The organism is Azospirillum sp. TSO22-1, assembly GCF_003116015.1.
GTDB lineage: Bacteria > Pseudomonadota > Alphaproteobacteria > Azospirillales > Azospirillaceae > Azospirillum.
This window is the reverse complement of the sequence record NZ_LGQZ01000035.1, coordinates 45,026-63,527: the sequence shown is the minus strand read 5'-3', so window position 1 is coordinate 63,527 and position 18,502 is coordinate 45,026. Positions and strand designations below refer to the sequence as shown.

16 protein-coding genes and 1 tRNA gene are annotated in these 18,502 nt (G+C 66.4%); 8 read left to right on the top strand and 9 right to left on the bottom strand.

Annotated features, from left to right (window positions below; genetic code table 11):
- On the top strand, positions 1 to 290 hold a 290-nt coding region (locus TSO221_RS11205; RefSeq protein WP_158284059.1), incomplete at its 5' end, for a methionine adenosyltransferase domain-containing protein.
- A 308-nt stretch (positions 291 to 598) separates the two neighbouring features.
- Positions 599 to 1,576, top strand: a complete 978-nt coding sequence (gene gcvA, locus TSO221_RS11200) for a transcriptional regulator GcvA (RefSeq protein WP_109118573.1) — start codon at positions 599 to 601, stop codon at positions 1,574 to 1,576.
- Between the two features lie 191 nt (positions 1,577 to 1,767).
- Here gcvA and TSO221_RS11195 read toward each other — a convergent pair whose 3' ends face one another.
- From TSO221_RS11195 to TSO221_RS11185, 3 genes are all read right to left on the bottom strand, one after another.
- Entirely contained in the window at positions 1,768 to 2,931 is a 1,164-nt protein-coding gene (locus TSO221_RS11195; RefSeq protein WP_247878006.1) for an MFS transporter, read from the bottom strand.
- Between the two features lie 250 nt (positions 2,932 to 3,181).
- The gene (locus tag TSO221_RS11190) at positions 3,182 to 3,601 is read right to left on the bottom strand and encodes a MaoC family dehydratase (protein WP_199229447.1); all 420 of its coding nucleotides are present in this window, start codon (positions 3,599 to 3,601) and stop codon (positions 3,182 to 3,184) included.
- Between the two features lie 29 nt (positions 3,602 to 3,630).
- Entirely contained in the window at positions 3,631 to 4,797 is a 1,167-nt protein-coding gene (locus TSO221_RS11185; protein ID WP_109118570.1) for a CaiB/BaiF CoA-transferase family protein, read from the bottom strand.
- A gap of 12 nt (positions 4,798 to 4,809) precedes the next feature.
- Here TSO221_RS11185 and TSO221_RS34945 point away from each other — a divergent pair, with 12 nt between their 5' ends.
- Positions 4,810 to 5,118 (top strand): hypothetical protein, encoded by a 309-nt coding sequence (locus tag TSO221_RS34945; RefSeq protein WP_146208770.1) that lies wholly within the window; start codon positions 4,810 to 4,812, stop codon positions 5,116 to 5,118.
- Positions 5,119 to 5,413: 295 nt separating this feature from the next.
- A complete protein-coding gene (locus TSO221_RS11180) occupies positions 5,414 to 7,090 on the top strand; it encodes an AMP-binding protein (RefSeq protein WP_247878005.1) in 1,677 nt (558 codons plus the stop codon).
- Between the two features lie 16 nt (positions 7,091 to 7,106).
- Here the strand turns inward: TSO221_RS11180 and TSO221_RS11175 are convergent, their stop codons facing one another.
- Positions 7,107 to 8,021 (bottom strand): IS630 family transposase, encoded by a 915-nt coding sequence (locus TSO221_RS11175; RefSeq protein ID WP_109118568.1) that lies wholly within the window; start codon positions 8,019 to 8,021, stop codon positions 7,107 to 7,109.
- A 152-nt stretch (positions 8,022 to 8,173) separates the two neighbouring features.
- A tRNA-Thr gene (locus TSO221_RS11170) sits at positions 8,174 to 8,248 on the bottom strand.
- 171 nt (positions 8,249 to 8,419) lie between these two features.
- On the opposite strand from TSO221_RS11170, the gene TSO221_RS35350 reads away from it, so the two are divergent.
- On the top strand, positions 8,420 to 11,029 hold the full coding sequence (locus tag TSO221_RS35350; protein WP_109118567.1) for a methyl-accepting chemotaxis protein: 2,610 nt from the start codon (positions 8,420 to 8,422) through the stop codon (positions 11,027 to 11,029).
- Positions 11,030 to 11,177: 148 nt separating this feature from the next.
- Entirely contained in the window at positions 11,178 to 12,416 is a 1,239-nt protein-coding gene (locus TSO221_RS11160) for an AMP-binding protein (RefSeq protein WP_109118566.1), read from the top strand.
- A 132-nt stretch (positions 12,417 to 12,548) separates the two neighbouring features.
- Here the strand turns inward: TSO221_RS11160 and TSO221_RS11155 are convergent, their stop codons facing one another.
- Entirely contained in the window at positions 12,549 to 13,619 is a 1,071-nt protein-coding gene (locus tag TSO221_RS11155) for a methyltransferase domain-containing protein (protein WP_247878004.1), read from the bottom strand.
- Between the two features lie 311 nt (positions 13,620 to 13,930).
- Here TSO221_RS11155 and TSO221_RS11150 point away from each other — a divergent pair, with 311 nt between their 5' ends.
- Complete coding sequence (locus TSO221_RS11150; RefSeq protein ID WP_109118565.1) at positions 13,931 to 14,521, top strand: NUDIX hydrolase; 591 nt, start codon at positions 13,931 to 13,933, stop codon at positions 14,519 to 14,521.
- A 10-nt stretch (positions 14,522 to 14,531) separates the two neighbouring features.
- On the opposite strand, the gene TSO221_RS11145 is transcribed toward TSO221_RS11150, so the two are convergent.
- Together TSO221_RS11145 and mtnA are read right to left on the bottom strand one after the other, a co-directional pair.
- The gene (locus TSO221_RS11145; RefSeq protein ID WP_109118564.1) at positions 14,532 to 15,017 is read right to left on the bottom strand and encodes a YchJ family protein; all 486 of its coding nucleotides are present in this window, start codon (positions 15,015 to 15,017) and stop codon (positions 14,532 to 14,534) included.
- Between the two features lie 62 nt (positions 15,018 to 15,079).
- Complete coding sequence (mtnA, locus tag TSO221_RS11140; RefSeq protein WP_109118563.1) at positions 15,080 to 16,183, bottom strand: S-methyl-5-thioribose-1-phosphate isomerase; 1,104 nt, start codon at positions 16,181 to 16,183, stop codon at positions 15,080 to 15,082.
- Positions 16,184 to 16,323: 140 nt separating this feature from the next.
- On the opposite strand from mtnA, the gene TSO221_RS11135 reads away from it, so the two are divergent.
- Positions 16,324 to 17,961: a histidine kinase dimerization/phosphoacceptor domain -containing protein gene (locus TSO221_RS11135; protein ID WP_109118562.1), complete on the top strand. Its 1,638-nt coding sequence runs from the start codon at positions 16,324 to 16,326 to the stop codon at positions 17,959 to 17,961.
- Here the strand turns inward: TSO221_RS11135 and TSO221_RS11130 are convergent, their stop codons facing one another.
- A complete protein-coding gene (locus tag TSO221_RS11130; protein WP_247878003.1) occupies positions 17,962 to 18,492 on the bottom strand; it encodes a DNA polymerase III in 531 nt (176 codons plus the stop codon).
- Positions 18,493 to 18,502: the final 10 nt, after the last annotated feature.

Below are 18,502 nucleotides of genomic sequence, written 5' to 3'. Positions count from 1 at the left end.
CCGACAAGTGCACGATCCAGCTGAGCTACGCGATCGGCGTGTCGAAGCCTTTGTCGGTGTACATCGACACCGCGGGCACGGGCAAGGTGGACGAGGACCGTCTGTCGGACGTGCTGCAGCAGCTGGTCAACCTCTCCCCGCGCGGCATCCGCACGCACCTCGGCCTCAACAAACCGATCTACGCGCGCACCGCCGCCTACGGCCACTTCGGCCGCGAGGCCGAGGTGGACGGCGGCTTCTCCTGGGAGAAGACCGATCTGGTAAACGACCTGCGCTGCTCGTTCCTCTGAACGACCGCCAGACTGAAAATCACTTGTGAGGGAGTGCGCGTCGATGAAGGCGATCATTTCCTGAACGGGTGGTCGAGCTCCGCCTGGGCGTCTGCACGCGAGGGCGATCAGTGATTTCAATCATACGGCCGAGCCAAGCTGTCGGGTTGGGTGCATTGGCGCGATTGGAGTTTCGGACATGGAGGTGGTGTTGAACGCCATGGCACATGTCTTCGACCGGAGCGAAAACCGAGCGGTTGGAAGTTGTGAATTTGAACTCTGCAATCTCGCGCGGGTTGATTTTTTCCGTTGAAAAGGAGGAGCAATAGATGTCCTACCGAATGCCACCGCTGAACGCATTGCGGGCTTTCGAGGCCTCAGCGCGCCACCTCAGCTTCAAACTGGCCGCGAACGAACTAAACGTGACCGCCGGCGCAGTGAGTCAGCACGTGAAGTCTCTCGAGGACCTGCTGGGCGTGAAGCTCTTTCGGCGCCTTCATAAGTCATTGGGTCTTACTCAAGCGGGACAATCCTATCTACCGGCGCTGCGAAACGCCTTCAGCATCATCTCGGAGTCGACGCAAAGGATTGCGGTAAAACGCCCGGTAGAGGTGTTCTCGATCGGAGTGCAGGCCGCATTTGCGGTAAAGTGGCTGTTTCCCCGCCTCCCACTGTTCCTCAAGGACAACCCTCATATCGACGTTCGGCTGAGTTCTTCCATCGAGCTTGAGGAAGTTCGCCAAGGTGCGGTCGATGCCGTCATTCGATACGGAACGGGCCATTTCCCGGGTTTCCGAAGCATCCTCATTCGTACGGAGCGGCTGGATCCCGTTTGCAGCCCCCATCTCTTAACAAGCGGCCCTCCACTGGAGAAGCTGGAAGATCTCCAGCATCACATGTTGCTGCACGACGAATTTCGCGAGAGCTGGCGGATGTGGTGCGCTGCGCAGAAGATAGACGGCTTGGACCTCACGAAGGGTTTGAGCTTCGCCGATGAGCACCTCGCATTGAAGGCCGCGATCGAAGGGTTCGGCGTCGCGCTCGGTCAGGACCTCCTGATTGAAGAGGACGTGCGGTCCGGGCGGCTGGTCCGGCCGCTCGGCGACGGCCCGGAACGAAACGGCGGATACTATCTCGTCTGCTCCGACAGCAACGCCAACTGCGCCAAAATGAAGACGTTTCAGGAGTTTCTCGCCTCGGGCATTGAGGTTCCCGACATTTTCGAGGCTGAAGCACCGATGATCGGTGTTCAGGCGCGGGCTCTCGGTGCTCATACGAAAGGCTCCCTGAACAGCGCGGGGGCATGATCCCCGGCGAACAAGCTGAAAGGCGACATCACGCTTTTGTTGATCTTGCGCCGTGCTTTTTAGTCGGCTTGTCAGGTGGGGAACTCGTGCCGGTAGTCCACAAGCTTGATCCGACCGCCACCATCACGATGGTGGATCAAGCCTGTGAACCCACCGGTGCGAGCCGCGGGGCGGAAGAACGCGAGGGAGGATCAGGCAAATGCCGCGCGAGCGCGCGAGCGCAACAGCAACAGCAGCACAATGGCGGCGTTCAGCGTGTTCCATCCGATTCCGTTCAGAAAGGCCGCGTCATATGAGCCGGTCATGTCAAAGATCACACCGGAGACCCAACCTCCGGCCGACATGCCGAGCAACGAGACCATGATCACCGTGCCGACGCGCGTTGCCGCTTCACTTGCAGGCATCGTCTCGCGAACGATGATGGCATAGCTCGACACGATTCCCCCATGGAACAGGCCGAACAAGGCGGAGACCACATAGAGCGGCGTGAGGCCGTCGAAGAACAGGTACATTGTGAGCGCCGAGGCTTGCGCCACCGATCCGATCAGCAAGGTCGCGAGGCCGCCGAGCCGGTCGGCTATAATACCTGATCCGACCCGGCTGACGGCACCGAAGGCCAGCATCAGCGACAACATTTCGGCTCCGCGCCCGACGCCGTAACCGAGATCACCGCAATAAGCGACGATATGCACCTGCGGTATCGCCATGGCCATGCAGCAGCAGAAGCTTGCGATTGAGAGAACCACCGTCAGAACGTTGGGACTGAGATGGGTATCGACGCCCGGGCGGCCCTCGGCACTGAGCCCGCGCTGCTGCGTCCTGCCGATGCTCGACCGGAGTATGAGGACAAGCACCGTCATCGCGGCTCCGCAAAAAATGCCGAGAGCGATGTGCGTCATCTGCCAACCATAATGGGTGATGCCCCGGTTGATGAGCGGAGGCCAGAGGGCACCGGAGAGATAGAATCCGCTGCCCGCGATCCCCACCGCGATACCGCGTCGGCGCACGAACCAGCGCGACGCCTCCGCCATCAACGGCGCGAAGGTCGCCGATGCGCCGAACCCAATCAAGAAATGCGCCATGTTGAATTGCCAGAGCGCTTTCGAGACGCCAGCCGCGAGATAACCGAACAGCAGTGACAGAACGCCCGTCGCCATCGCAGGGATGATGCCGACGCGGTCCGTCAGGCGGCCTGTGACGACCCCGCCGAGCCCGAAACCGATCATCGCCAATGTGTATGCGAGTGACGCTACGCCGCGCGTGCCGCCGAATTCGGCCTGGACCTTCGGCAGCACGATCACGACCGACCATACGCCGACGCTGCCAACCGTTGCTATCGCCAGGGCAATCAGCAATCGCCGCCACGCCGCGGGCGAGTCGGGCACGAATGTCGAAACGTTCCGTCCGGGGGCAGAAAGTGTAATCAATTGGCTCCTCCGCTGGCAGGGCTTTCTCGTTCAACGCGCATCCGCATGCAGGAAAATCTTTGGCACCGGCAGTCTGCAGGGTAGCAGAGAAGTGGCCGGAACAACCAGCAGCGCCATTTCTCACCTGCTGCGTTTCCCAACGCGGTCGCAGTAACAGCTTGTTCGACGTGTGCGTGAACTAAAGGCGAGCCGTGAGCAGCACTCGGCCTTTGGCAGCGAGGGACGTCTTGCCGTCCTGTCCCTTGATACGGCCGCGCAACTCAACAATCTCGCCCTGTAATTTTTCGTTCCAGACGACCTTCCTTACCAGCCATTCCAATCGAATAGTTTCATCCGCATAGATTGGACGCCGAAATCGAATCCAAAACTCCAAGCCCAACATCGCTCCCTTCTTGGAAAAATGAGAGGCCGTCAGGGCAAGCAGCAGTGACGTGGCGTGAGGTCCGCTCGCGGTGGGCCGACCGAAGCGAGTGGTTGCGGCATACGCGGTATCATGGTGTATCGGGTTGTTGTCACCAACGGAGTCGGCAAATCTGGTGACCTCCGACAACGACAACGCTACTTCGGAGGAAAAGCGCTCTCTTGGGTATGCTTTCATTGGCATCACCGGTTTGAGAGTCTCACAAGTCATGACGCGATGTCTGCTGTGACCGCGCGCTGCGCCGAAAGCGCTGCGACCTTGGCCAATTGTTCCCGGCTGCAGCCCCATTGCGACAGCAGTGCGTTCACGGCTGTCGGATCGGCGGTGGCCAACGCGGGGTGTGCCGCCGGTGTGCGACTGAAGCGCGGAGCGGGCGCGTTTTGCGTGACACCGGCGACCTTGACGAACGCCTGCCGTGCCTGATTGTGCGGATCGTCAGCAGCTTCCTCGAGTGTCAGCACCGGCGAGACGCACGCGTCGCTCCCTGCGAACACCGCACACCACTCATCGCGCGTGCGAGTCATGAATTGCTCGGCGAGGAGTGGTTTCAGCTCCGCCCAGCATCGCGGATCATCCTCCGGGCTCATGAAGCCTCTGCCGCCAAACACGTTCGGATCAAGCCCGGCCTTGGCAATGAGCTCCGCATAGAATTGCGGCTCGAGCGGGCCCACGGCCATGAATTTGCCGTCCTTGGTTTGATAGGTATCGTAGTAGTGCGCGGCACCCGAAAGAAAGTGGCCACCGACTTGGTTGCAGTTCAAGCCACGCGCCTGCATCCCCAGAAACATGGCCATCAGCGCGATCGAGCCGTCCACCATCGCCGCATCCACCACCTGCCCTTGTCCGGATCGCTCGCGTTCCAGCAGCGCGCACACCATGCCGAACGCGAGCAACATGCCGCCGCCGCCAAAATCTCCCACCAAATTCAGGGGCGGCACCGGCCGCTCGCCACACCGGCCAATGGCATGCAGCGCGCCGCTCAACGCGATGTAATTGATGTCATGTCCGGCGCTGCTCGCGAGCGGCCCGTCCTGCCCCCAGCCCGTCATGCGCCCGTACACGAGCTTTGCATTGCGGCTCAGGCAGTCATCCGGCCCGAACCCCAGGCGCTCCGCCACGCCAGGACGGTAACCTTCGAACAAAGCATCGGCGTGCTCGACAATGTCGAGCAACACAGCCACTTGTTTCGGGTCCTTCAAGTCCAGCGTCAGGCGCAACCGATTGCGCTGCAACGGATCGTAAACATCGGCGCTCGCTCCATGACGTTCGACTCTGAGCACCTGCGCACCCAGATCCGACAGAAGCATGCCGCAGAACGGCCCCGGACCGATCCCGGCCATTTCAATGACACGAAAACCCTTGAGCGGACCCATTCAGATCACTCCTTGATCAGCTTCACCATTCTGCAGACGCTGGAAAACCTGTGGCGGGATCGCGCGTACGATCGCGTCGCCGTCCGCCGGCTCGGTATCCGCCGTCGACGCGGGCCTGAATTCGGATTACCACCAAGCGCGACGCGTTTCGCTTCGCCCGCCGATGATCGCCAGATTCGCATGGCCAGCACCCACGATCACGCTGCGATTTGGCTTTGGCATGGATCTTTCCGATATTTTGGTTTTCTCGGCGCAACCTGTGGCGCGCTTGTTTTGTGCCAGCACACGCCTCGCAACGTGCCTGACAAATCAGGATCCTGACAAACCAGAAAAACACGGCAAACCGCTCAGAAAAACTGCCGTGACAAAAGCGCTGCCATCGCGATGATGATGCCGTCGTTTGGTTGTGAGGAATGGGACGCGTCAGCGCATGAAGTAGGCCATGGGCGGCGCAATCATGCATGCGCAATTCATGCAACGTGTCCATTTCCCAGGTAATCGATTTTGCAGTTGGCGGAATTCATGGTGCGAATTTGGGAAGGCTCTACTCACCGCCTTTTGCGAAAGGTTTCGCGATCCGAAGATAACTCTCACAATACCAATGGGGAGAAGCGTTATGCTGAGCTATGTCAGTGGAGCGAGCGACCAACCTTTGTTGTACCAAACGGTCGGTGCGACGCTTGAGCACGCCGCCGAGCGGTGGCCTACGCGCGATGCGCTGATTATCCCGCAGCAAAATATTCGCTGGTCATGGCGGCAACTGAATGACGAGGCAGACCGGCTGGCGCGCGGCTTCCTGAGCCTCGGGCTGAAACCCGGTGATCGCATCGGCATCTGGGCCCCCAATCGCGTCGAATGGGTCGTCACACAGTTCGCCTCCGCCAAGGCTGGCCTCATTCTCGTTACCATCAATCCCGCCTATCGCGTCAGCGAGCTCGAGGCCGCGTTGAACAAGGTGGCAGCGAGCGCGCTCGTGCTCGCGCCGTCGTTCAGGAGCAGCAACTATGTTGAAATGATTCGTCAGCTCGCGCCCGAGCTCGGCACCGGCGGTGCCGAAGATCTAAAGCTTGCTCGCCTGCCGCATTTGCGGTCACTCGTGCTCATGGGCGACGAGGTGGTTCCAGGTTTCATTGCGTACAATTCGTTGTTACGGGATGCAGACGCAAGCGATGACCTGCAACAACTCGCAACGCAGTTACAACCAGAAGATCCCATCAACATCCAATTCACGAGCGGCACGACGGGCTTGCCAAAAGGCGCGACACTCACGCATCACAACATCGTCAACAATGGCTACTTCGTGGCGCGGCGACAACTGCTCACGGAGCACGACCGTGTGTGCATTCCTGTCCCGCTCTATCACTGTTTCGGCATGGGCATGGGTGTGCTCGGTTGCACCACGCATGGTGCAGCAATGATCTTTCCGGGGGAAGGATTCGATCCGCTTGCAGTGCTGGAGGCCGTCGACCGCGAGCGCTGCACAGCACTGTATGGCGTGCCGACGATGTTCATCGCCGAGCTGGACCATCCGGAGTTCGATTCCTACAACCTACGCTCCCTGCGCACCGGCATTATGGCTGGTGCACCGTGTCCGGTCGAGATCATGAAGCGTGTGGTCGCGCAGATGCACATGCGCGAGATTACGATCTGCATGGGCACGACGGAAATGAGCCCTATCACCTTTCAGACCGAACCCGACGATACGCTGGAACGACGCGTCTCCACTGTTGGCACGATTCATCCTCACGTCGAAGCGAAGATCGTGGATACGAACGGGCGGGTCGTTCCCTTGGGCGTTCGCGGCGAGCTGCTGACGCGTGGGTATGGCCTCATGCAGGGCTACTGGGAGGAGCCGCAGAAGACCGCCGAGACCATCGACCAGGACGGCTGGATGCACACTGGCGATCTCGTCATCTTGGACGAGGCCGGGTACCTCAAGGTCGTCGGCCGGAGCAAGGATTTGATTATTCGCGGTGGCGAGAACATCTCTCCCAGGGAGATCGAGGACTTTTTGTATCAGCATCCGAAGATCCAAGAAGTGCAGGTCTTCGGCGTGCCCGATCAACGCTTGGGCGAAATCGTCGCCGCGTGGATCAAACTCAAACCTGACGTGGAGTGTACCGTCGAGGAAGTGCAGCATTATTGCCGCGACAACATCTCTCACCACAAAGTGCCGAAGCACGTCTGTTTCGTTACGGAAATCCCCATGACCGTGACGGGTAAGCCTCAGAAGCACATCATGAGAAAGACAATGGTGGAAAAGCTCGGACTGCAGGAGGACCGAGCCGCCTGATACCAAGACTCGTGGATCATGACCGATGCACCCAGTCGCGCAGTCCGATGGACATGATGGTCCAGGGCTGCTCGACGAGGGTGTTCCAGGCGAAGCGGCAGTGATCGAGAATGTCCTGGCAGGAGGCGAAGACACGGTTGGAGAGCCAGTCGTCGCGCATGTACTGCCAAGTGTTCTCCACCGGGTTCAACTCGGGTGACTTCGGCGGCAACGGCAGCAGGGTGATGTTGCCGGGGATCGGTCGCTTGGCCGAAGTGTGCCAGCCGGCCTGATCGAGCAGCACGACGGCATGCGCGCCGGATATCACGGTGCGCGAGATCTCCTCCAGGTGCAGCGCCATCGCCTCGCTCGTGCGGCGCGGCAGCACCAGAGCCGCGCCCTTGCCCCGGGCTGGGCAAATCGCACCGCACAGATGGGCCGAGCGCGTGCGCTGATCGTGCGGCGCTGCCGACCGGCCGCCGCGGCGTGCCCAGCGGCGGGTGACCTTGTTCTTCTGCCCGATGCGGGCCTCGTCCTGCCAGCAGATCTCTATGGGCTTGCCGGCAGCCTCGTGCGCCGCGACCGGCGCCAACTGGGCGGGGAGGTTTTTGAACGCCTCGGCGGCGTCGGGACCCCTGGCGTGGTGGCGGGGACGGGGCGACAGCTTGCGAAAGCCCAGAGCGCGCAGTTCCCGGCCCAGCGTCTGCTTGGAGAGCGAGACGCGGAACTCGTCCCAGAGCCAGCGCAGCAGATCGGCGATCCGCCAGCGCGCCACCCCGTGCGCCGCCGGGATCGGCCCCGCCTCGATGACTTGGCGCAGCTCCGCCCGATGATGCTCCGCCAGACGCGGCTGCGGACCCGGCGCCTTGCCGGTCAACAGGCCCGTCGGCCCCGCATCATTGAATCGCAGGACACAGTCGCGCACCGTCTGCAACCGGAATCCATGGCGGATCGCTGGCCATGTATCTCGCGATTTCGACCATGATCGAGTCCATCGACGGTTTGCCGTTCCCGTGCTTACTGGGCGCTTGCTAGCGCTCCCCGAATTCCCATGCCCCGGACATGGAAAGGCCCCGAAAGGCGCTACCTTTCAGGGCCTTAGAGTGGTGCCGCAACAGGGATTTGAACCCCGGACCTACTGATTACGAATCAGTTGCTCTACCCCTGAGCTACTGCGGCGTCGGGCGGGGAACATAGCGGCGGGGCTGCGGCATTGCAAGCCCCTCGTGGCCTCCCTCGCGACAAAAAAACCTCTCGCCGTTAACGGTTTGTGCACCCGCAGTCGGCACCCTAAACAAAACTCTGTTACAGAGCGGACATAAAACTAAGAAGCGCAGGGAAGGGAACCCCATGACCGCCCGTGTCAGCCCGATGGAGCAAGGCGCGCGCCGTTTCGGCGTGCGGGCGAAGCTGCTCCTCGCCTTTGCCGGCATCGCCGGCATGACCGTGGCCGCCAGCTTGGTCGGCTTGATGTCGTTCTCCGCGGTCGAGGCCCCGCTGACCCGCATCGTCGGCGTCAAGCTGCCGGAAATGGCGCTGGCCAAGCGCCTGTCCACCGAGAGCAGCAGCGTCGCCGCCGCCGCCCCCACCTTGGAATCCGCCGACAGCCAGGCGCGCCGGCAGGAGTTGGCGGAGCAGATCCTGACCCGCGCCCGCGGCCTGATCGGGCTGGTGGACGAATTGGCGCGCAGCCGTGCCAACGACCCGCAGCTGGGGCAGGTGAAGGCGCAGGCGCAGGCGATGATCGGCACGCTGGAGCGCCAGAACGCCGCCCTGACCCGCCGCATCGAGGTGCGCGACCGCCGCATAGGCGCGCTGGCCGATCTGGCCAGGACGCACGAGGCCTTCCTGGCCACGCTGGCACCGCTGGTCGAGCGCTCGGGCGAGCAACTGCGCGCCAAGGGCGACTCCCTGCTCAACTTCACCGAGGTCGAGCTGAAGAGCATGGACCAGGCGTTGAGCGACCTGATCGCCGTGTACGAGATCCGCACCCAGCTGCTGGTGCTGGCCGACGCCGGCGAGCGCGCCGCCACCGCCGAGGACATGGGCCAGATCCTTACCCAGGAGATGGAGGTCACCCGCGCCGCCTCCTCGCTGTTCTCGTGGCTCGCCAAGCCGTCGGACTGGATCGGTGGCGACAAGATGAAGGCCCAGGTCGACGACCTCTACCGCCTGATCGACAGCCCGGAAGGGCCGGTGAGGATGCGCAAGGAGGCGCTGCGCACCGACATCTCGCTGATCGAACGCTCCTCCTTCAACGAGCGCGCCCAAGCGGCGGGTGCCACCGTCCGCAGCCACGCCCAGGAGATGGCGGGCGAGTTCGACACGCTGGTCATGCGCGCCCGCGGCCGCATCAAGATCGCCATCGACACCGTGCTGACCGAGACCAAGGACTCGCTGAACGAGGTGCTGGTCGCCGGCCTGCCGCAGCTGCGCGCGTACCTGGAGCTGGCGGCCTCCGGCAACCTGCTGGCCGGCGCGCTGAACGAGGCGGCGCAGGCTCCGGACGCGGAGCGCGTCGGCGTGCTGCGCACCCGCTTCGACGGCGCCACGAAGGCGGTGGAGGAGCGCTTGAAGGCGCTCGGCGGGCAGGCGGCGGGGCAGGATCTCGACAAGGCGGTCCACCGCCTGATCGCCTTTGGCCGCCGCGGCGACATCAACCTGTTCGCCCTGCGCGAGGCGGAACTCGCCGCCCAGGCCGAAGCCGCCAAGGTGCTGGACGAGAACCGGGCGCTCGCCGCCCAGCTCTCCAGGACCGTGGAGGAGCAGGTCGCCGCCATGCAGGCTGAGACCGACCAGGCGGCGGCCGAGGCCGGCGCCGCCATCGAGCGCGGCCGGGTGTGGCTGATCGCCTTCGCCGTCGGCAGCTTGGTCGGCGCCGTGCTGCTGGCCTGGTACACGGTCGGCCGCGTCATCGTCGCCCGCATCCAGCGTCTGGCCGAGGCGATGCGCACCATCGCCGGCGGTCAGCTCGACGCCGCGATACCGCAGGGCGGGTCGGACGAGATCACCGACATGGCGCAAGCGCTGGTGGTGTTCCGCGACACCGCGCGGCAGGCCGCCGAGGCCACCGCCCGCACCGAGGCCGAGCGCGCCCGCGCCGCCGAGGAGCGCCGCCGCATGCTGCTGGAGATGGCCGACAGCTTCGAGAAGGGGGTGCGCGGGGTGCTCGACCGCGTGTCGCGCGCCGCCGACGAGATGCACGACGTCGCCAAGCGCATGACCCGCACCGCCGAGCAGACCACCGGTGAGGCCGCGACCGCCGCCGCCACCTCGCAGCAGGCCGCCGGCAGCGTCGAGGCGGTGGCCGCGGCGACCGAGCAACTCTCCGCCTCGATCCAGGAGATCGGCCAGCAGGTCAGCAACTCCAGCCGCATCGCCCGGCAGGCCGCCACCGACGCCGAGAAGACCGACCACACGGTGGAAGGCCTATCCGACGCGGCGCAGAAGATCGGCGAGGTGGTGCAGCTGATCTCCGACATCGCCAGCCAGACCAACCTGCTGGCGCTGAACGCCACCATTGAGGCGGCGCGGGCCGGAGACGCCGGCAAGGGCTTCGCGGTGGTCGCCTCGGAGGTGAAGAACCTCGCCACCCAGACCGCCAAGGCCACCGAGGACATCTCCCAGCAGATCGCCGCCATGCAGACGGCGACGCAGGAGTCGGTGGGCGCCATCCGCTCCATCGCCGGGACGATCCGTGCGATCAACGAGATCGCCGCGTCCATCGCCGCCTCGGTCGAGCAGCAGAGCGCCGCCACCCGCGAGATCGCCCGCAACGTCGGTGAGGCGGCGGACGGCACCCGCCACGTGCGCGAGAACATCGACATCGTGGCCAAGGCGGCGGCCGATGCCGGCCAGTCGGCGCACAAGGTGCTGGACGCCTCCACCGCCGTGGCCGACGAGGTGCGCACGCTGGGCACCCAGGTGAACCAGTTCGTCACCCACATGCGCGCCGGCTGAGGACCCCGGCTGAGGACCAAAGCCCCCTCCCGGCCCCGCCGGGAGAGGGGCGCCCCGCCCCGATTCCCCTCGGAGCGCCCCTTGTGCGGGGCCGGGCGCCACGCTACCGTTGCCGGCAACGACAAGAAGCCTGGGAACGGAAACGCACATGAGCGGCGAGCACTACGATACCCTGGAAACCCGCGACCAGCAGGCGCGCGAGGCGGCGCTGATGGCGGCGCTGCCCGGCCACATCGCGCACGCCAAGGCGAACGCGCCGGCCTACGCCCGGCTGCTGGCCGAGGTGGATCCCGCCACCGTCGCCAGCCGCGCCGCGCTGGCCGACCTGCCGGTGACCCGCAAGTCGGAGCTGACCGAGATGCAGGCGGCCGAGCCGCCGTTCGGCGGGCTGACCGGCGTTCCGGTCAGCGATCTGGCGCGCATCTTCTGCTCGCCGGGGCCGATCTTCGATCCGGAGGGGCAGGGCGGCGACCACTACCGCACCGCCCGCGCGCTGTACGCCAGCGGCGTGCGCAAGGGACGGATCGTCCACAATTGCTTCGCCTATCACTTCACCCCGGCCGGCCGCATGTTCGAGGCGGGCGCGCACGCCATCGGCTGCCCGGTCTTTCCCGCCGGCACCGGCAACACCGAGCAGCAGGTGCAGGTGATCGCCGCACTGAAGCCGGCCGCGTACGTCGGCACCCCCGACTACCTGAAGATCATCCTGGAGAAGGCGGACGAACTGGGCGTCGAACTGCCCTCGCTGACCATCGGCCACGTCACCGGCGGCGCCTTCCTGCCGCCGCTGCGCACCTTCTACGCCGAGCGCGGCATCCAGGTGTACCAGAGCTACGGCATCGCCGACCTCGGCCTGATCGCCTACGAGACGACGGCCCGCGAGGGCCTCGTGGTGGCCGAGGAGGTGATCCTGGAGATCGTCCGCCCCGGCACCGGCGATCCGGTGCCGGACGGCGAGGTCGGCGAGGTGGTGATCACCGTGCCGGGCCACGGCGCCTATCCGCTGATCCGCTTCGCCACCGGCGACCTGTCGGCGGTGCTGCCGGGGACCAGTCCGTGCGGGCGCACCAACACGCGCATCAAGGGCTGGATGGGCCGCGCCGACCAGACCACCAAGGTCAAGGGCATGTTCGTTCACCCGCGCCAGATCGCCGAGGTGCTGAAGCGCCACCCGGACGTGCTGCGCGCCCGCCTCGTGGTCGACCGCCCGGCCGACGCCGACACCATGCTGCTGAAGATCGAGGCGGTGCCCGAGCCCGGCCTGGAGGCCGCGGTGGCCGACACGCTGGCCGCCGTCACCAAGCTGAAGGGCCGCGTCGAGATCGAACCGCCGGGCAGCCTGCCGAACGACGGCAAGGTCATCGACGACGTGCGCAAGTACGAGTGATACGGCCGGCGCATGAATGCTTCATTGTCCTGCCGGCCGTATCACCCTCCCGCTCAATGCGTTGCATTGAGCTGTCGGGTTTGAACCAAAGGCGCTTGATGGAAGCCATCAAGCGCCTTTGGTATGAGGCGCTCAGGCCGGCTTCAGCGCGACGAAGCGATAGTACCGCAGCCCGTGGCCGAGCACCTTGAGGCGTGCCCACCACAGTTGCAGTTCGCGCGCGAGGCCGGCCATCAGCCCTTTGTCCACCACCGTGGTGCCGAGCGTCGCGTTCTGCAGCGCGTCGGCCAGCCAGCGGACGCGCTCGACGATCAGGCGGCGCAGCTTGGCGGTGATGTCCTCGACGATGCGCACGTCCATGTTCCGCTGCACCAGCTCGTCCTTCATGCGCTGGGCGGTCCAGGGGTAGAGTTCCAGCGGCTCGGTGTCCTTCCAGGCGTTCCAGCTGTCCCATGAGGCGGGGGCACCGTCGATGACGTAGTCCATCAGCAGCGCCGACCCCTTGGGCTTCACGCACTCACAGAGGTGATCGAGGTACGGCCCCTTGTCGCGCACCCGGTGCAGGATGCGGTCGGCGAGCACGAGGTCGTAGCTGCCCGCCGGGTTGAAGCTCTCCGGGTCGTAGGGCATCACCGGGGCCTTGCGGCCGAGGTCGAGCGCCTCGGAGCGGCGCATGCCCAGCTTGGCCAGCAGCGGCGACGGCTCCAGCGCCGTCACCCAGGTGTCGTAGGCACCGACGATGGCGCGGGCCGCCCCGCCCAGCCCGGCCGAGCAGTCCAGCACGCTCTTCGCCGGGTTCAGCCCGAACGGGCGCACCGCGTCCACCATGAACTGGGCATCGCCGGGGCCGACGAAGCCGTCGCCCCACAGCATCTGCGCGCCGCGCACCTGTTCCACCGACCACACCGGCTTGCCGCGGCGGTCGATGTCCAATCCTTCGAGCTGGCGGGCCTCGATATCCTCGTTCGCTTCCACGAAAGCGGGAGGCGCGTCGTCGATGAGAACGGCGGGCGGCGGCTCCGCGGTGGCCGCAGCGGTCTCCAGCCGGCGCGGCGTGGGCTTGAGCTCCCAGCGCGCGGCGCGCATCGCCTTGGCTTCCTTGGCCTGGACGTACAGGTGCCCGAGGTCGTAGCCTTCCCACCACGCCTCCAGCCGGTCCCGCCAGTCCGGGTTCAACCAGCGCTGGATGTCGTTCGGATCCACCGGCTTCTCCAGCTCACCGAAAGTGAACGGTCGCGCTTCGGCAACACGCGGCAAGCAGAGAATCCGGGATGCATTTTATGAAAAATGCAACTCCCGTTACTTCCCTGCAATAAAGTGGTATGTTCGATCCGCGGTCAGTTCAAGTATTTTTGTTTTACGATAAGTTCCCGCGGATTTTCTTGGCATTCTAAGGAACGGCGAAACGCGTTCCAGTGCGGATCCCTGGGCGGCGGACGGGGTACGACCGAGCGCCGCGTTGCGGCACCGTGCCGCACTGCCTATAGTCCGCCCGCAACCGAAGGAGGCCCCGCGTGCCCGACAAGACCGGCAATCCCTGGACGATCCTGTTGACCAAGCCGATCTACGAGAATCCGTGGATCCGCGTGGTCGAGCACGACGTGCTCAACCCCAAGGGCAAGCCGGGCATCTACGGGGTGGTGCACCTCCAGCACATCGCCACCGGCATCATCCCCATCGATTCCGACGGCTGCACCACGCTGGTCGGCCAGTACCGCTTTCCGCTGAAGACCTACAGCTGGGAGATCCCGGAGGGCGGCGGCAAGCAGGGCGTGCCGCCGCTGGAGTCGGCGCAGCGCGAGCTGCTGGAGGAGACCGGCCTGACCGCCCGCCACTGGCATCCGCTGCTCACCATCCACCTGTCGAACAGCATCACCGACGAGGTGGCGCACACCTTCCTGGCCTGGGACCTGGAGCAGGGCCTCGCCGAGCCGGAGGACACCGAGGAACTGCAGATCCGCCGCGTCCCCTTCCGCGAGGCCTACGCGATGGCCATGCGCGGCGAGATCACCGACGCCATGGCGGTGGCCAGCCTGCTGAAGGCCCGCCTGCTGGCGCTGGAGGGTGCCCTGCCGGACAAGCTGGCGAAGCTGATGCTGAAGTAAGGGGGCCGCGTCAAGCGGCGGCCCCGCAGCACTTCTTGTACTTCTTGCCACTGCCGCACGGGCACGGATCGTTGCGGCCGACCTTCGGCGCGGTGCGCGGCCGCTGGCCCATGATGCCGTCCACGTAGTACCAGACGCCGTCCTGCTTCTTGAAGGTGCTGGTCTCGTGGTGGACGTAGTCCTTGCCCTGCACGCGGAAGCGGGCGACGAACTCGACCACACCCTCCTCGTCCTGCGGACCGCCGGCCTCGGTCGAGCGGACCTCCAGGCCCATCCACTCGCTGTTGTTGGCCCAGTCGGTGACGTGCTCGCGGTTGAAGTCGTGCCGCGTCTCGGGCAGCAGAGTGTCGTGCAGGTAGTCGACGTTCTTCACGGCGAACGCCGAATAGCGCGAGCGCATCAGCGCCTCGGCCGTCGGCGCCGGCGCGGCGCCCGACAGGTACGGGCCGCAGCACGCCTCGAACGTCTTGCCGGAGCCGCAGGGGCAGTCGGTCATGGGTCATAGCCTCCGTCTTGAGCGGCCCTGCATAGCGCAAGCCGCTCACGGCGCCAAGGCCGTTACGCCACCGCACGCTGTTCCGGGAAGAGGCCCAGCAGACCCTCGCGCGAGGCCGGGCAGACACCGCGCTCGGTGATCAGCGCGCTGACCAGACGGGCCGGCGTCACGTCGAAGGCGAAGTTCGCCACGTCGCTGCCCTCCGGCGTCACGCGGATGGTCTCGATGCGGCCGTCCTTCGTGATGCCAGTCAGGTCGGTCACCTCGGCGCCGTGGCGCTCCTCGATGGGGATCTCCTTCACGCCGTCGTCGATGCACCAGTCGATGGTCGGCGAGGGTAGGGCCACATAGAACGGCACGCCGTTGTCGTGCGCCGCCAGCGCCTTGAGGTAGGTGCCGATCTTGTTGCAGACGTCGCCGCTGGCCGTCGTGCGGTCGGTGCCGACGATGCACAGGTCGACCTGCCCGTGCTGCATCAGGTGGCCGCCGACGTTGTCGACGATCACCGTGTGCGGCACGCCGTGCTTGTTCAGCTCCCACGCCGTCAGGCTGGCGCCCTGGTTGCGCGGACGGGTCTCGTCGACCCAGACGTGCAGCGGGATTCCCTCCTCGAACGCCACGTAGACCGGCGCCAGCGCGGTGCCCCAGTCCACCGTCGCCAGCCAGCCGGCGTTGCAGTGGGTCAGCACGTGCACCGGTTCGCCGGGCGGCTTGCGTTTCGCTGCCTCGCGGATCAGCGCGGCGCCGTGCTCGCCGATGGCGCGGCAGATGGCGACGTCCTCGTCGGCTACCGCGGCGGCCTCGGCGTAGGCGGCCGTGACGCGCTCGGCCACCGGAAGGGCGTGCAGATGGCGGCGCATGCGCTCCAGCGCCCAGCGCAGGTTGACCGCGGTCGGCCGCGTGGCGTTCAGCACCGCGCAGGCCTGGTCGAGTGCCGCGTCCGAGGCGTTCGCCCGCAGCGCCAGCGCCACGCCGTAGGCGGCGGTGGCGCCGATCAGCGGGGCGCCGCGCACCAGCATGGCGCGGATGGCGTGCGCCGCCTCGTCCAGAGTGGTCAGGCGGACCACCGCGAAATCGTGCGGCAGCCGGGTCTGGTCGATGATCTCGACCGTCCGGCCGTCCGGCGCCAGCCAGATCGTGCGGTAGGCCGTGCCGTTCACCTTCATGGGGTCGCTCCGTTGTCCGACTGGCGCCCGCCGGGGCGCGTCACGACATTACGAACCCCGGCGCCGCGGTTCAACACGAGGAACGCCGTCGGCACGCCGATGTTGGAAGCACGTCACCCGGAAGAGGCCGTCCCGCCGCCATGCCGCTGCGCACGTTCCGCTCCCACCCGTCGCCGCTCTACCGGCTGCCCGGCACGCTGCTGGTGATGATCGCCTGCGCGCTGTCGGTGCTGGTCACCGCCGGGCTGCTGGCGGTGTTCGCGTGGCGCGACCGCGACGCCGCCATGGACCGCGCCACCGGCGTCGCCGCCAACGTCAGCCTGCTGGTGGCCGAGCATGCCGCCCGCCTGATCCAGATCGGCGACCTGGCGCTGCGCCGCACCATCGAGCTGGCCGGCCCATCCGGCGCTCCGCTTCCCGCCGACCGCGCCGCCTGGGGACGGCTGGCCGAGATCGCCGGGGCGGCGCCGCAGGTGGTGTCGATCTGGATCGGCGATGCCGAAGGCAACGCCGTGCTGGGATCACGCGAGTACCCGGCACCGCGCCTCAACGCCGCCGACCGCGACTATTTCCAGGCGGCGCGCGTCGCCACCGGCCCGGTTCCGTTCATCGGCCGCATCCAGGCCAGCCGCGACGGCACCGGCGAGCTGCTGGTGCTGAGCCGCCCGTTGCCGGCGGAGCCCGGCGGCTTCCGCGGCTTCGTCACGGTGACGCTGTCGCCGGCCCGCTTTGGCGAGATCTACCGCGCCTTCGACATCGGCTACCGGACCACGGTGACGCTGGAGCGGGCTGACGGCGCCGTGCTGGCCCGCGAGAGCGGCGGCGAGAGCCCGGACGACACCCTGGACGAGGACGAGGCGATCACCGCCAAGCGCGCCGTCGAGGGCTACGGCCTGCTGGCCGGCGTTGCCATCCCGCTGTCCAGCGTCCGCGCCGAATGGCGGAGCCGGCTGGGCACCTACGCGGCCTACGGCCTCGGCGCCGAGCTGGTGGTGATCGCCATCGGCCTGCTCGCGCTCCAGCGGGCGCGGCGCGAGCGCGAGGCCGAGGACGCGCTCCAGCACGCCTACGACACGCTGGAGCAGCACGTCCGCCAGCGCACCGGCCAGTTGGAGGACGCCAACCACCGCCTGGAGGGCGCACTGGCCGACAAGGAGATCCTGATCAAGGAGGTCCAGCACCGGGTGAAGAACAACCTGCAGGTCATCTGCAGCCTGCTGCGCCTGCAGGCGGCACGGCTGGACGAGTGCTCGCGCCTCGCCTTCGACGAGAGCCTGCGCCGTATCCAGTCGATGAGCCTGGTGCACGAGCTGCTCTACCGCTCGAACGAGCCGGCACGGATCAACGTCGGCGACTGCCTGCGCCAGCTCTGCGACAGCCTCGCCCGCGCTTCCGGCCCAACGCCGGTGCGGGTCGGCGTGGAGGCGGAGGACTGGATCCTCGACGTCGATCGTGCCATGCCGCTGGCGCTGATCGCGTCGGAGCTGGTGTCGAACGCGCTGCGCCACGCCTTTCCGGGCGGCCACGCCGGCAACGTGGCGGTGACGCTGCGGCCGGGGCCGGATGGGATGCGGATGGAGGTGGGCGATGACGGCGTCGGCCTGCCCGCCGACCTGCCGTCTGCACCCACCGACGGCAAACGGCGCGGCGGCCTTGGGCTGATGCTGGTGCAGTCGCTGGCGCGGCAGGCGCACGCGGATCTGCGCATCGAGCGAGGCGGCGGCACCCGCTTCATCCTCACCGTTCGGGAAACCCCGGCGCAGGCAGAGGCGGCCTGATCACTCGTCCGTCTTCAGGCGCAGGTACACCATGGCCGAGGCGAGCGCGTTGGAGTACGCGTCGTCGCCGGCGCGCCCCGGCAGGTCGAGCGCGCCGAGGATGGCGTCGAGCCGCAGGTTCAGCGCGTTCTTGCCCGGCACCTTCACGCGGCTTTCGTAGTACAGGCCCGACACTTCGACGCGCTCGTTGGGCAGCGGGATGCCGATCATCGGCTGCACCGCGCGGTCGATCAGCCCGACCGTGAAGTCCAGGTAATAGCCGACCAGCGGCCGGTTGCCGATCAGCCGCAGGAACCGGTCGAGCGCCGGCTCCGGCGGCTCGTCCGGCCGGAAGGCGACGGCGAGGTGACGGCTGGCGAGGATGCGGTTGCCGCGGATGCGCACCGCCGCCAGCGCCCGCAGCTCGGCCGTCGCCGGGTCATAAGAGGTGGCCTCGCAGGCGACCGCCACCGCCTCGCCGCTGTCCTCCTCGGACAGCAGGAAGTCGTAGGCGGGGGCGTTGAGCTGCTGGCCGCGCAGGCGGGCGATCATTCCGGCCTCC

Coding starts and splice junctions, on each gene's coding strand:
- TSO221_RS11160 (WP_109118566.1), top strand. CDS start 11,178: ATGAGCGGCGAGCACTACGATACCCTGGAAACCCGCGACCAGCAGGCG.
- TSO221_RS35350 (WP_109118567.1), top strand. CDS start 8,420: ATGACCGCCCGTGTCAGCCCGATGGAGCAAGGCGCGCGCCGTTTCGGC.
- TSO221_RS11135 (WP_109118562.1), top strand. CDS start 16,324: ATGCCGCTGCGCACGTTCCGCTCCCACCCGTCGCCGCTCTACCGGCTG.
- TSO221_RS11145 (WP_109118564.1), bottom strand. CDS start 15,017: ATGACCGACTGCCCCTGCGGCTCCGGCAAGACGTTCGAGGCGTGCTGC.
- TSO221_RS11180 (WP_247878005.1), top strand. CDS start 5,414: ATGCTGAGCTATGTCAGTGGAGCGAGCGACCAACCTTTGTTGTACCAA.
- gcvA (WP_109118573.1), top strand. CDS start 599: ATGTCCTACCGAATGCCACCGCTGAACGCATTGCGGGCTTTCGAGGCC.
- TSO221_RS11130 (WP_247878003.1), bottom strand. CDS start 18,492: ATGATCGCCCGCCTGCGCGGCCAGCAGCTCAACGCCCCCGCCTACGAC.
- mtnA (WP_109118563.1), bottom strand. CDS start 16,183: ATGAAGGTGAACGGCACGGCCTACCGCACGATCTGGCTGGCGCCGGAC.
- TSO221_RS11185 (WP_109118570.1), bottom strand. CDS start 4,797: ATGGGTCCGCTCAAGGGTTTTCGTGTCATTGAAATGGCCGGGATCGGT.
- TSO221_RS11190 (WP_199229447.1), bottom strand. CDS start 3,601: ATGAAAGCATACCCAAGAGAGCGCTTTTCCTCCGAAGTAGCGTTGTCG.